The organism is Cellulomonas iranensis NBRC 101100 = JCM 18110 (genome assembly GCF_001552375.1).
GTDB lineage: Bacteria > Actinomycetota > Actinomycetes > Actinomycetales > Cellulomonadaceae > Cellulomonas > Cellulomonas iranensis.
Map to the genome: position 1 here is coordinate 36,246 of NZ_BCRB01000005.1, position 13,873 is coordinate 50,118.

The following is a 13,873-nucleotide window of genomic DNA, read 5'->3' on the forward strand; positions in this document are numbered from 1 at the left end:
TCAGGCGGCGACGCCCTCGGCGCGCAGCGCGTCGGTGAGCAAACCGACCAGGGCGTCGAGCTGCACGTCCGTCGACGCGGCGTCCTCGTCGAGCGCGACGCCGTCGAGCGCCGCAGCCGCGAGCCCCGACTTGGCGTCGATGAGCTCGGCGATGCGTGCGTCGATGGTCTGCGCCGCGATCACGCGCCACGCCGTGACGGGCTGGTCCTGGCCGATGCGGTGCACGCGGTCGATGGCCTGCGTCTGCTCGGCGTCGGTCCACGGCAGCTCGGCGAGCACGAGGTTCGACGCGACCTGCAGGTTCAGCCCGACGCCCGCCGCCATGAGCGAGCACACGACGACCTGCACCTCGGGGTCCTCGACGAACGCCGTGACGTTCTTCTCGCGCTGGCGCGGGGTCTGGTCGCCGCGGATCGACGCGTGCTTGAGGCCGCGCTCGGTGAACAGCTGCTCGGCGGCGTCCATGACGTCGACGTGCTTGGCGAAGAACACGACCTTGCCGACGTTCCGCGCGAGCTGCGCCGCGTAGTCCGCCGCGAGCCCGGCCTTCGCCTGGCCGATGCGGCGGACCATCGTGAAGACGTTCTCGCCCTTCTTCTTCGACGACGCGTCCTTGAGCTCGGCGGCCGCGACGCGGCGCGCGAGGTCGAGGTCCACGCGGTCGACGATCTCGCCGCGGGCCGCGACGGCCGAGCGGTAGTGCTCGACCAGGCGCTGCGCGAGCGCGGCCTCGGCCGCGCGGATCGAGCGGCCGACCGCGCCGTCGAGCTCGACGGGCAGGTCCGCGACGCGGCGCGCCGGGATGTCCGCGGCCACGTCGACCTTGCGGCGCCGCACGATGCCCATGTCGATGACCGCGGACCGCGCGGCGGCGGAGAACCCGGGGTCGGCGGGCGTCAGGCCCGTCTCCTCGAGCGCCGACATGAGCGGTGCGAGCGGCTTGTCGTCGTCGATCCAGCCGAGGAACTGCCAGATCGCGCGGAAGTCCTCGATGTCGTTGATGAGGGGCGTGCCCGTCAGCGCCATGAGCAGCGGACGGGTCGCGCGCAGCCGGATCCTGTCGGCGATGCCCAGCACGTGCTGCGAGCGCAGCGACGACTTGTTCTTGATGAAGTGCGCCTCGTCGACGACCATGCCGCGGAACCCGTGCGTGCCGAGCCACCCGGCGTGCCGGTCAAGGATGTCGTAGTTGACGACCACGACGTCGGCGAACCCGTCGACGTCCTCGCCGTCGCCGTGCACCACGGTGACGTTGCGCAGCGGCAGCCACATGCCGACCTCGTGCGCCCAGTTGGTCTTGACGACGTTGGGGACGACGACGAGCAGCGGGAACGCGTCGGCGGCCTGCGCGGCGAGCAGCGCCTGCGCGGTCTTGCCGAGGCCCGGCTCGTCGGCCAGCAGGAACGTGCGGTGCCCACGCGCGGCGGCGGCCACGAGCCGCGCCTGGTGCGGCATGAGCTCGCGCCCGTGCAGGCCCGGCAGGGTGCGGACGTCGGGCAGCTCCATGCACGCGGGCGAGCCGTTGGCGGCACGCTCGAACGACCGGAACAGCGGCTCGAGCAGCTCCCACCCGTCCAGGCGGTGCGTGCGGGGCGCGGCGCGCAGGGCCGCGGCGGCCTCGAAGTCGGGTGCGAGGAACGGGTTGGCCAGGCGCGCGGCGATGACCGACTGCGGCACGACCCGCTTGTCGGCGCCCGCGGTCGGCGCGGGGGCCGGCGTGGGCTCGGGCTCGTCGGGGACGTCGAGCCCCCCGGCACGCATCACGGTCTCCTTGTAGGAGCGCGCGGCGTCGGACAGCTTCGCGTCGTCGGTGAGCAGCGTCAGCAGGGTCGTGTCGCGCGCGGCGATGCGCGCGAGCTGCGTCGCGACGCCGTCGAGCCGCTTGAGCTGCTGCGCCTTCTTCGCCTCCGACAGGTCGGCGTCGCCCATGACGCGGGCGCGCTCCTCGCGCACGAGCAGCGCGACGACCTGGAACTTGGTCCGCACGCCGGAGCGCGTGGGCGTGCGCTGCACGGCGTCGTCGACCTCACGGGCGATCCCGGCGAGGACGGGGATGATCCCCTCCTGGTCGGGGTGCGCGGCGCGACGGCGCTGGCCGCCCGCGTCGGGGCGGGCACGCCCGGGGCGTCGCTGGCCGGCTCGGGCCACAGGTCCTCCTCCAACTGCGATGCCTGCACCGCGAGCACGGTGCAGCACGACGGGCCGCGGCCCACGGCGGGGCCGCTCACGCCCGGCGGCGCACCCGAGCGGTGCGTGCGCCGACGGCGGCACGGGCCGTCCGCCCGTCGGGGGCGGGCCACGGACCTCGAGGTCCGCTCCCAGCTCTCCCGGCGCGTCGACGACGCGAGGACCCCATCTGATCACACGTGGGGCCCGATCCACGAGCGCCGGGCCGCGCGCGAGGCCGACGTCACGCGGGTGGCGGCACGTCGGGCGCAGCGCGGGGCCGCGCGGCGCGCCCGTCGACGGCCGGGGGCGGACACGGCAGACGGCAGCAGGGCGAGGCGTCGCGCCCCGCCCTGCTGCCGTCTGGACCCGCCGGCGCCGCCGCTACCGCCGCTCGAGCGCGGCGACCGCCTCGTGCAGCGCGGCCGTGGCGGCGTTGACCTTGCCCTGCGCGCCGGGCGTCGCGAGCACCGCGATCACGCGGCCCAGCACGGCCTTGACGCGCGCGATGCTCAGGCCCGTGAAGTCCTTGGCGCTGAGCTTGAGCGCCTTGACCTCGGCGATCGCGGCCTCGAGCTTCGAGGTGTCGACGACCGGGTGCCGCTGCCCGAGCCAGCGCTCGGGGTTCGCGGACGCGGCGGCGCCGAGCTTCTCGGAGAAGTCGCTGTTGAAGATCAGCGGGTTGTGCGTGAACCGCCACGACGCCTGGTCGGTCATGCCCCAGAACGTCACGCGGTTGATGTCGGTCGAGTACTTCTTGTAGACCGCGAAGTACTCGGCGAACCGCTGCGCCTGGATCTTCTCGAGCTCGGCGCGGTTGCTGATCTTGCCGACCCAGTAGTCGAACTCGCCGCGCGAGATGCGGTCGGCGACGGTCGGGTCGGTGAGGTCGCGGTACGCGGCGCGGTCCTCGCCCTCGGGCTGCCCGTTCCACGCCTCCCACACCTGCAGGTCGAGCTCGCTGATGCTGGCGGTGAAGCCGGCCTCGGTGATGAGCTGCAGCGACCGCTCGACCGACGCCTCGTTCGAGCAGGCGCCGGGCTGCCACTCGGCCGCCGCGTCCTTGACGAGCGAGCGCAGGCGCGTGCGGTCCGAGCACGCGAACGCGGGGGTCTGGTTGATGTAGTTGTGCGACTGCAGGCCGATCGACTCGACCAGCCGGCGCGGGTCCTCGGGGTGCTCGGCGGCGTACCGGGCGTTGAGGTCGGTGGCCATCGCGAGGATCGCCTGCGCCTTGCCCTCGGACTGGAAGACGTTGAAGTCGTTGTACTCCAGGCGCGCCTCGGGCCCGTACTGGCGGGCGTAGACGAACGCGTCGTACAGGAAGTCGGCGGGGTGCTCGCCGGCGGCCGTGTCGGCGCCGTTCGCGTACGCGCTGTACCAGCGGGACTGCCCGCCGTTGGGGCCGCCGCGCAGGTAGTCGCGCCAGTCCTGCGTCGCGGGGTCGAACTCCGCGAGCCCGTCGACGAACGCCTCGTTGACGACGTCCCACGACTCGGCCTTGCCGCGGTAGTGCGTGAGCACCTCGCGGATGTACTCCTCCATGTTGGCCTTGGCCTGCGCGCGCGTGCCGCCGGTGGCGCCGCTGTTGATGCGCGCGGGCGACTGCCCGTGCCACACCAGCACGTGGCCGTGGACCTTCATGCCGCGCGCGAGCGTCTGGTCGACGAACGCGTCGGCCGGCCCGAAGGTGAACGTGAACTCGCCCGTCACCGGGTCGATGTTGTTGTTGGGCAGCAGCTGGTCGGGCTTCATGTTGTTCTCGGCGGTCATCACCGAGTAGTGCCGCGCGATCGTCGACGACGCCTGCGAGCCGTCCGCGTAGGTGCCGGCGTTGGAGTAGATGTTCCCGACGTCGAAGTAGTCGCGGTACACCTCCTTGAGCGGTGCGATCTGCGGCCGGAACGACGTCTCGAGCGTGACGTCGCCCTCGGGCATCGTGAACGACAGGGCGCGCGCGCCGATCCACGCGAGGTCGGCGGACGTCCAGCCGGCCCACACCTGCCCCGCCCCGGGTGTCGCGGTGAGCTCGACGGTGTCGCCGGGCGCGTACGTGCCGCCGCCGGTGACCGTGCCAGCGCCGGTCGCGCGGATCGTGACGTCGTACGTGGCGGCGTCGACCGCGGCGTGCGCGGGTGCCACGAAGCCGACGGTCGCGAGCGCGACCGCGAGGCCCGCTCCGGCCCAACGCGCCGGGCGCTTGGCAGCGCGCCGCCGAGCGTCGTGCCGTGCCGTCTCCTCGGTCCCGCCACCTCTGGTCCGTCGGATCATCGACTGCTCCTCCCCAAGGGCTGACCCCGGGCAGGCGGGCGCCGCGGGACCACGCCGTCCCGCACGTCCGCGCTGCTCAGGGGTTCGACGCGCGGGCGACGACCGCCCGCGGCGACGCGGGTGGACCCGGCGTCGGGTCCCGGGCGGCGCCACCGTCGTCGTCGACGGCAAACGCTCGCCACACCGCGTGGGGTCAACGTAGGCGGCGGCGGAAACGGACGTCAAGACCCGACCAACCGGACGTGGCGGACTCTTGACAACCCCGGAGCGTCGCGGGCTAGGTTCGACGGCATCACGGGTGGAGAACGTTTGCCATCGTTCGCCACCATCGCCGAGCCCCGCGCAGCGTCGCGCCGGGGAGCGCCCCTGGAGGCACCCATGCCGGGTCCGGACGTCACCGCACCCCTGCGCACGCTCGTCCCCCGTCGTCGTCGTGCGGGCCGCACCGCCGCGCGCGTCGGCGCACCGCTGCTGGCCGCGGTGCTCGCGGTCGGTGCGCTCGGGCCCGCCGGCCCCGCGGCGGCCGCGCCCGAGCCGGCCGCGCTGCCGGAGCCCGGGCAGACGTTCGAGCACTACCCGCCCATGAAGGACCAGCACGCCGACCGGTTCTCGATGGGGATCTTCGGGGCGGGCGAGATCGAGGGACTGCTGTACAACTACGCGTCGTACACGCCGGGCAACGAGATGAAGCCCGAGAGCACGCAGCGCGACAAGGGCGTGTTCACGTACGACGCGGCCGAGGCGGCGTTCGCGCGGTACACGTCGCGCAACCCCGACCTGGCGCTGTACGGGCACACGCTCGCGTGGCACTCGCAGTCCCCGACGTGGATGTGGGACGCGCCGCCCGCGCGGTTCGACCAGCCGGGCACGTTCGACCGCGACACCGCGCTGGCGAACCTCAACACGCACGTCGAGAACGTGCTCGGGCACTTCGGGGACCGGCTCGTGGCCGTCGACGTGGTCAACGAGGCCGTCGGCACCGCGAACCCCGCGGACTGGCGCGGCTCGCTCGCCAAGGGCGAGGGCTGGTACCAGGCGCTGGGCGCCGACTGGGTGGAGCTCGCGTTCGTCAAGGCCGCCGAGGTGGTCGACGCGCACGGCTGGGACGTCAAGCTCACGTACAACGACTTCGGCCTGGACTCCCCCGCCAAGGCGCGCGTGGTCTACGAGATGGTCAAGGACATCAACGCGCGGCACGCGGGCGAGCGGCCGGGCGGTCGCCCGCTCATCGAGGTCATCGGCATGCAGGGCCACTACAACCTGGCCACCGACGTCACGGCCGTCGAGCAGAACATCCGGCTGTTCGCGTCGCTGGGGGACGTCGAGGTGCACGTCACCGAGATGGACGTCGCGCTGCCGCCGGGTGAGCTGACGCCCGAGGCCGAGAACAACCAGGGCATGAAGTACGCCGAGCTGTTCAAGATCTACCGGGACTACGGCGCGGGGCCCGGCAACACGACCGGCAACCCGAAGGTCGTGCACGCCGTGAAGCTCGCGGGCGTGCGTGACGTGCGGCAGGGCTGGAAGGGCGGCGAGTTCGCCATGCCGTACGACTACGACGGCAACGCCAAGCTCGCGCTGCTGGGCATCCTGTACCCCGAGGAGTTCCTGGCGACGCACGAGTACGTGGACCTGCCGGGTGGTGGCGACCGCGAGCCGGTGCCGGGCGTGCACGTGTACGACACGTCGCTGGGCGACGCGTGGAGCGGCGCGAACGTCGTGCTGGGCGACGACGCGGCGGTGTGGCCGTGGTCGACGACCGACGACGGCGAGGTCGCGTTCCGCCCCGAGGCCGGCACGACGTACCGGCTGACGGTGAACTACACCGCGAAGGGCACGACGGCGATCCGGGTGCGCTGGCTGCGGGACAACACCAACGGCGGGTACACCACGGGCGACGGCGCGGTCATCAACGACCACCAGTACGCCGCCGGGCAGGTGGCCACCCACATCCCCGCGTACTTCAACAGCGGCATGGTCAACATGGGCAGCTACGACCTGGTCACCGAGATCACGCTCGACGGCGACCAGCCCGCGGACGGCCTGATCGGCAACATCGGCATCCGCGGCGGCGGGGGCGGCAACGCGTTCTCGATCAACGCGCTGCGCGTCGAGAAGCTCGGCGCCGGTGGCGCCGCGCAGACCGTCGCGCAGTGGCCGGGTGAGGTCGCGCAGCCGCCGGCCACCGCGCCAGCCGCGCCGACGGCCGTCACCGCGACCGCGGGCAACGGCACCGCGGACGTGTCGTGGACCGCGCCGGCCGACGACGGCGGGAGCGCCGTGACGTCCTCGACCGTGACCGCGCAGCCGGGTGGGGCCACGTGCACGACGGACGCCACCGGGTGCACGGTCACGGGGCTGTCGAACGGCACGGCGTACACGTTCACGGTGACCGCGACGAACGCGGCCGGGGCCTCGGAGGCGTCGGCTCCATCGGCTCCCGTGACGCCGTTCGGGGCACCCGGGACGCGCGGGTCCGTCGCGCTGGCCGTGTCCGCCGAGGCGGTGTGCGTCGACGGCACGCCGCGCGTGACCGTGCACGTGCGGAACGCCGAGCGGGTGCCCGTGCTGGTCGCCGCGACGTCCCCGTGGCGCGGGGTCGGTGGGTGGCTGGTGTGGCCGGGGTCGACCGTGCAGAAGACGTGGACCGTGCCCGGTGCGAGCGTCGACGCCGGGGCCGTGCGGGTCACCGGGACGGGGATCGTCGCGTGGGGCGCCGGGCTCAGCGGGTACGACGCCGGGTACGCGGGGGTGAGCTGCGGGTGACGCTGTCGGCGGCGCCGCCCGCCGCCGACAGCCCTGCCGTCCGCCTCTCGGGTGGTGAGGGAAGACCAGACCCAGCGCCTGGTGATCGCCGGTCGCGCGTTGGCCGCAGACGCCTCATCTTCTGCGCGTGTCGACGTCCCCGGCGGCCGGCGGGCGGAGCACCGACAGCTCGACGTAGTCGCGGCACCGGATGGGCCAGCGCAGCAGCGCACGCTGGGGTTGCGGGATGCGGGTCATCGCCTCGGCGGGGTCCAGAACGCGCGGCGCTCCGAGCCTGAGAATCTCCCGACCCATCCGCATACGGCACCCGCCCGCGTGTCGGACGTTCGCCAACCACTGGACGTCCGAGCCGTAGGTCAGCGCGATCGTCACCACGTCGCCGCGGCGGAACGCCATGAGCGGGGTGTGCCGCACGGTCCCGGTCTTCCGGCCGACGTGCTCGAGGTCGACGACCGACCCAATCCCCGCGAGCCGCAGCATGACCGGGTTGGTGAACCGCTTGTTGAGGCGGATGATCCCGCGGGCCAACGGCATGACGTCCTCCCGGGTGCAGTGCTTCCAGTCTGCACGCCTGCGACACGCCGGGAGGGTCCGCGACAGGCGGTCCACGTCAAGTAGCCGGTCGCTCGCCCAGGACCAGCCGACTCGACGCGGGCGCGACCTCGACGACCACCCATCTCTGACCAGCGAAGACAACTCTGTGCGCCTGGGCAGATCCGAACTGCCGACACCCGCCTTAGGATCCGATCTTGGACTGTGGACAACGCGCTGACCAGCGGAACGACGCCCACGTAGTTGGGATCGTGACCGCGTTACGGGTTCCTGCTGACCACGCGCTGACCCCGGGGCGCCCGCTTCCCCTCTACCAGGCGGGCCGCGAGACGCGATGCAGCCACGGCCGGAGGGCAATGACGGGTGGGCGAGCGGCGGCGCTGCGCCACCCGGCTACCGGTTGACGACTTGAGCGCGACTAGGCGATCTTGGAGCGGTCAGCCGTGCCCCGGCACACTCAGTCCGCGCATAGCCGGGCGCGCGCACGCGAGTTGGTTCCAGACGAGCGGAAACCCATGTGGATCACCAGTGAGGTGGAACTGCCGCAGGCGGTCATCGACGCGCATTCCGCGGGGCACCTGGTCTTTTTCGTTGGTGCCGGTGCATCAATGGGTCCCCCATCCAGCCTTCCATCGTTCACCGGCCTGGCTCGCGAGTTGGCGAGCATGGCGCGGATTTCTTTCGCGGACACCACAAACCTCGACACTTTCCTTGGAGAACTACCGGCCGGATTCGCCACCCACGCACATACGCGCGCTCTGATCGGCCGAGCGGGTTCGTTGCCCAACGCGACGCACACGGCGCTCGTGCGACTGGCATCTTCCACCGGGGATTTGCGCATCGTTACCACGAATTTCGACGATCACTTACTTTCCGCGGCGACCGGTGCGGGGGTGGAGGTGCGCGACACGTGGTTCGGACCCTCACTTCCCCTCGGTGACGAATTCATCGGCCTCGTCCACCTACACGGCTCGGTGCGCCGAGATCCGCGCGAGCTTGTGCTCACCGATACCGATTTTGGACGAGCGTACTTGACTCGCGGCTGGGCCACACGGTTCTTGTTGCCAATGTTCCAGGAGTACACCGTAGTATTTGTAGGATACAGCCACGACGACCCGATCATGCGCTACCTTGCGCTCGGACTTCCGCCGCGGACGCTGCGCTTCGCCTTCACACCGCTACACCATGCGGCAGACCCAAAATGGGAGCGACTGGGCGTCGGCACGATTGGTTATCCAGTAGTTGGCGACGATCATGCCGCGCTCGTCGCGGCACTTCAGGCGTGGGACGTACGCGCCCGGATGGGTCAGACGGACCACAGATCGCGCATGAACGAAATAATCGACGCTGGCCCGGAGATGACTCCAGTCGATCGTGATTATCTTGCTGACCGGATCGCGACTACAGATGGCGCTCGCCACTTCGCCGCGGCGGTCGAAAACGCCATCCTCGCCCACAAGTTGGCCTGGCTTCGATGGGCAGAGGACCTCTCTGGGTTTAGGTCGATCTTCACCGGTGGGCGCGGTGGCGAAGCGGAGCCAACACTTGTCAACTGGTTCTGCAGCGTCTTCATCACATCGCCCGAACTACATGGTGCGGCCTTACAGACCGTGCAGCGCCTAGGACAAGCGTTCTCGGACGCACTCTTCCGGGATGCCTGCTGGGCAGCGGACCAGCTAGGCAAGAAGGACACCGACGCCGGGCGACGCTGGAAGATGCTTCTTGCGAGCTCCATCCACGGTCACTCGGCTCCAGTGGAAACGGACTGGTTGCTGGCATATTTCTCCGGAGATCACACGGAGCACGTCTCCGTGTTGAGATCTGCGCTGCGGCCACGCTTAGCGTTGAAGCGCCGGTGGTTCCTCAGCGATGCGGAATCAGCGACCGCACTTCCGGATGCCGAAGCCCGATGGAGCACCGCGGCGGAAATCCTAGCCAGCCATGTTTTGAAATTTATCGAGGCTACTGAGCCTGGCGATCCCGCGCTCGAGAGCCTTCTTGAAGACGCCCTTAGCGCCGCATACGACTTGCTTGACGCATACTTTGGACCGAGGGAGTGGGACAGCCTGAGCTTCGGGCGTTCAGCAATTGAACCGCACCCACAGGACGAGTTCCGCGACCCTGTCGACGCCGTGATTGACGGACTGCGAGCATACGGCGAGAAGGCACTGCCCGTCCTCGCCGACTTGCCCGAGCGGTGGTGGTCACTCGGTCGGGAGCTCTTCCAGCGTCTCGCACTCCACCTCCTGGCCCGAGACCAGTCTCGCGCCCCCGATGAGAAGATTTCCTGGTTGCTGGACAGGTCGCTGATCTACAAGATCGGCTTGAAGCATGAGGTATACCAAGTAATGCAGGCCGCCATCCCGTCGGCCTCTGCCTCAGCCCGCGATCGACTCCTGGCAGCCGTCCTTGCGGGCCCGTCGGCGTCCGAGGACATACCCGATCTCGACCGCTACGTCGCGTACGCGAAGTATAACGCCCTAGTCTGGCTCACCGGCGTCGCGCCGGAATGGCGGGATGCGGCCAGCGAGCTTGAGGCCACGCAAGAGGCAAACCCTGATTTTGCGCCTCGAGAGCATCCGGACTTCGACCGCTGGATGTCAAGCGGAACCTGGGGTGGGAAGTTCCCCATGGAGCCGGACGACTTTGTGCAGTCGTTCGAGAATGACCCGGCACATGCACTCGAAGACCTCGTTGGCCGCGAATACTCGGAGAGAGCCTTTGATCAGCCGAGATGGGAGGACGCTCTTTCTCTCATCAGCCGGGTAGCAGAGGCCCGTCCCGATGTGGGCGAACAGATGTGGCGTCTGATCGCTGAGCGGGCCGATAAGCAAGCGCCTGACATTCGGCGAGCCCTGGCCGGGGGCTGGGCAAAAGCGGACTTGGCTACCTACGCCGAACCGGCGGTGGCGCGAGTATCGCAGCTTGTAGGAGATGTAGATTCCGCACGCACGATCAGCCGGTTCCTCCTCGAGCAGGTGCGATCGCAGGCCGATGCCGATGAGACACCCGCGCTCGCCGCGATGCGCGACATCGCGCTCGCGCTGTGGCATGAGCACAGCACGTCCTTCACCCACGCGCAGGATCTTGATCCCGTCTCTTTTGCGCCCCTATACCTTAACTCGTGGCCGGGGGAACTCGCGCAGTATTGGATAGGCGAGATCGACCGCCGTTGGCGGCACAACCGAGACGATTGGTCGGGCCTCAACGAACAGGAACGCGCCGCTCTTGGGCTTTTGCTTGAAGGGACCGACGATGCACTCGACGCCACGCAACCGGCCGTTGCGAGCGGGCTCTTTTTCCTGTTCGCCGCCGACCCTGATTTCGCAATCGAACGCGTCATCCCCTTGTTCTTGGAAGACGCAACGGCGAGGCGCGCTTGGTCTCCGTATCTACACCACCCTCGATACAACGATAAGTTGCTGGGCGCCGGGCTGCTCGAGGGCGTGATTGCGGAATGGGATCGCCTTGGGGATCTTGACGACCGATTGCGAGATCAGTTCCTCGAGCTTGTCGCATCGATAGTCGCCGTCGCCGGGATCAGCGTCGAAGAGCGACAGGCCCTCCTAGACGGCAGCGTCCTGGCCAACGACGGCGCACACGCCGCAGACTTCGCGGAAGCAGCTGTTCGCCTGCTGCAGTCCGACCGCTTCGACGGAGCAGCAGTATGGGAACGTTGGCTCGGTGATCACGTGAGGGCCCGCCTCGCCGGGATTCCGCGAACAGCAGAACTGGAGGAACTCGCTCGTTGGGCTGACGCATTGCCGCATCTAGGGTCGGCAATACCGGAAGCGTCAGGCATGCTGGGTGGACGGGGAATTGGCTTGGGCGACCGGTTCTTCGATCCCGACTTTCCCGATGGGGTGCTGCTCGAGCACGGACCGACCCTCGTCGAGCACTACGTTGAACGAATCCGGAACTCTTCACCCACCGGCCATCTCGTTCCCCATCAGGTGCGGGATCTGATCGGCAATATGCGAGAAGTGCTCGGAAACGCCGCGGTCCAGCCCCTCGTCGCCGCGGCGACCGAGAGCGGGTTCGACAAGGACTACTGACCAAGGGGCACGTTCGTCGTCCTCTGGCACGGTGCGGACGTACGAGGTGGGCAACCGATTGAAACGAGCGGGGTACCCATGCAACCGGTGTCGCTTGCCCAGCTTCTGAGGAGTCGTGGTCATCCGGGGCATCTTCTACTCAGGGGATCGAGGTTGCGCCGCAGACCCTCGGAGCGCCCCGGCACCACCAACAGCGCATCGATGCAAGAAGAGTCAGGGTCCGTTATCGGCTCTGGAGGTGCCGAGGAGGGCGTCGCACGGTCAACAAGGTGGCACCGCGGCATCAGGCCGTCCGCCGCGGGCCGATCTTGAGACTCAGTGCCTTGCCGCCGATAGATAGGCATGACGACCACGTCCGGCAGGGACGCCGTCAACGCGGCCAAGGTGATGCGTCTGCGCTACGCGGGCACCTGCGCAGGGTGCGGCGCAGAACTCGAGTCCGGAACCCGCGCGGCGTACTGCAAGGCCACGAAGACCGTCCGCTGTCTCGCATGCACTGAGCCGGACGAACCAGTGCCTTCGGTGGCGCAGCCTGTGGACTCGACGCCGGCACCCACCCTGGCTGACATCGAGACGGGGACAGCGGGCTCCTCCGCCCGACGCGAGTACGAACGTCGGTCCGCCAAGCGCGAGGCTCGCATCCGCGAGGCGCACCCTCGGCTTGGTGGCCTCATCCTCGCGCTCTCCGAGGAGCCTCAGAGCACGACAGCCTGGGCCCGCGGCGCCCGCGGCGAGGAGCTGCTGGGCGCGCGGCTGGCCGATCTGACGGGGAACGGCGTCCGTCTTCTCCACGACCGACGCATCCCGGGGACGAGGGCAAACATCGACCACATCGCCGTGGGCCCCACAGGCGCTCACGTCATTGACGCCAAGCGCTACAAGGGCCGGCCGTCACTTCGCGTCGAGGGTGGGCTGCTCCGGCCGCGCGTGGAGAAGCTCCTCGTCGGCTCCCGCGACTGCACCCGCTTGGTCGAAGGCGTCCAGGAGCAGGTCGGTCTCGTCCGGTCCGCGCTCGACGCAGCGTCGCTCACGGACGTGCCCGCACACGGTGCGCTGTGCTTCATCGAGGCCGACTGGCCCCTCATCGGTGGATCGTTCGTCATCGCCGACGTCGCCGTCGTGTGGCCCAACAAGCTCGCCGAGCGACTCGTTGCACCGGGCCCGATGAGCGAGGCGGAGGTCGAGAGAACCCACCGTGCGCTGGGAAGGGCATTTCCGGCCGCATGAGCCGAGCGAGGCTCGTGCTACGACCGCTTCTCTAGCAGCCGCGGCGAACGAGTTCCGTCCACCGCGCGTGTAGAACGTCGAAGTAGGGACCGGCATCGAGCCCGTGATGGCCGAGAGAGAACCCGTCGTTCGCTTCGATCAGGACCACTCGGTCGGGTGCGACGACGCCGACGTCGAGCGCACAGCCGGCCGGAAGGTGCCCGCGCACCTCGTCGACGACTACCTGCACCCCACTGAGGCCGGGAGCTTTACTCGGGTCGCCGTCGTAGTGCCGGACCCCGAGGATCTCTCCGTGCCGAAGGAAGACCCTGTGCTCGCTGACGATCTCGATCACGTCGGAGCACCAGACTGGGGTGGCTGAGCTGCTGACAGGCAGCGCCCGAAGGTCCAGCGGTTGTGCAACCACGCGCCCGGCGAACCGCTTGGCGACGCCTCGGGGCTTGATGAAGACGGGCTCGCCCCGGTGCTCGAGCCCGGCGGCGACCGCGCCGAGTGTGCTCGGCCAGATCGCTCTACCGAGGGCCGTGACGGGAGCGTCGAGGTAGTCAAGCGGCTCGGGCATCGCCAGGCCGTTTCGATGCAACGCCGCCCTGATGAACGGCAACCCCCCAACGACCAGTCCCGAGCCTTCGACGGGCGCACGCCCACGCACGACCTGCCGAAGAAGCGTCTGGCGAGGCTCGAGGCCTCGCGCCATCAGGGCGTCCTCCAGACCGACGAGGTCCTCCTCAAGCCGATTCGGGGCCGTGAGCTCGAGGACTGCGTGCGCCGCAGCATCCAGCGACGTCGAACGCTCTGCCGTGGCCTCCAGCACGCCCGGAACTTAGCGTCCCGCC

The 13,873-nt window shown here is 69.7% G+C and carries 7 protein-coding genes; 3 read left to right on the top strand and 4 right to left on the bottom strand.

The features are described from left to right. On the bottom strand, positions 1–2,148 hold the full coding sequence (locus CS2_RS01510; protein WP_070318600.1) for a DEAD/DEAH box helicase: 2,148 nt from the start codon (positions 2,146–2,148) through the stop codon (positions 1–3). Positions 2,149–2,550: 402 nt separating this feature from the next. Further along, on the bottom strand, positions 2,551–4,437 hold the full coding sequence (locus CS2_RS01515; RefSeq protein WP_070318601.1) for an endo-1,4-beta-xylanase: 1,887 nt from the start codon (positions 4,435–4,437) through the stop codon (positions 2,551–2,553). Between the two features lie 378 nt (positions 4,438–4,815). Between CS2_RS01515 and CS2_RS19390 the strand changes: the two genes are divergently transcribed. Then, positions 4,816–7,203, top strand: coding sequence for an endo-1,4-beta-xylanase (locus CS2_RS19390; RefSeq protein ID WP_070318602.1), 2,388 nt, complete (start codon positions 4,816–4,818; stop codon positions 7,201–7,203). Between the two features lie 114 nt (positions 7,204–7,317). Here the strand turns inward: CS2_RS19390 and CS2_RS01525 are convergent, their stop codons facing one another. Continuing rightward, positions 7,318–7,737: a nitroreductase family deazaflavin-dependent oxidoreductase gene (locus CS2_RS01525; protein ID WP_070318603.1), complete on the bottom strand. Its 420-nt coding sequence runs from the start codon at positions 7,735–7,737 to the stop codon at positions 7,318–7,320. Between the two features lie 533 nt (positions 7,738–8,270). Between CS2_RS01525 and CS2_RS01530 the strand changes: the two genes are divergently transcribed. Further along, a complete protein-coding gene (locus tag CS2_RS01530) occupies positions 8,271–11,810 on the top strand; it encodes an SIR2 family protein (RefSeq protein ID WP_070318604.1) in 3,540 nt (1,179 codons plus the stop codon). A 342-nt stretch (positions 11,811–12,152) separates the two neighbouring features. After that, positions 12,153–13,037, top strand: a complete 885-nt coding sequence (locus CS2_RS01535) for a nuclease-related domain-containing protein (protein ID WP_070318605.1) — start codon at positions 12,153–12,155, stop codon at positions 13,035–13,037. A gap of 31 nt (positions 13,038–13,068) precedes the next feature. Here CS2_RS01535 and CS2_RS01540 read toward each other — a convergent pair whose 3' ends face one another. Next, a complete protein-coding gene (locus tag CS2_RS01540; protein ID WP_070318606.1) occupies positions 13,069–13,851 on the bottom strand; it encodes an ATP-grasp domain-containing protein in 783 nt (260 codons plus the stop codon). Between the last annotated feature and the right edge of the window lie 22 nt (positions 13,852–13,873).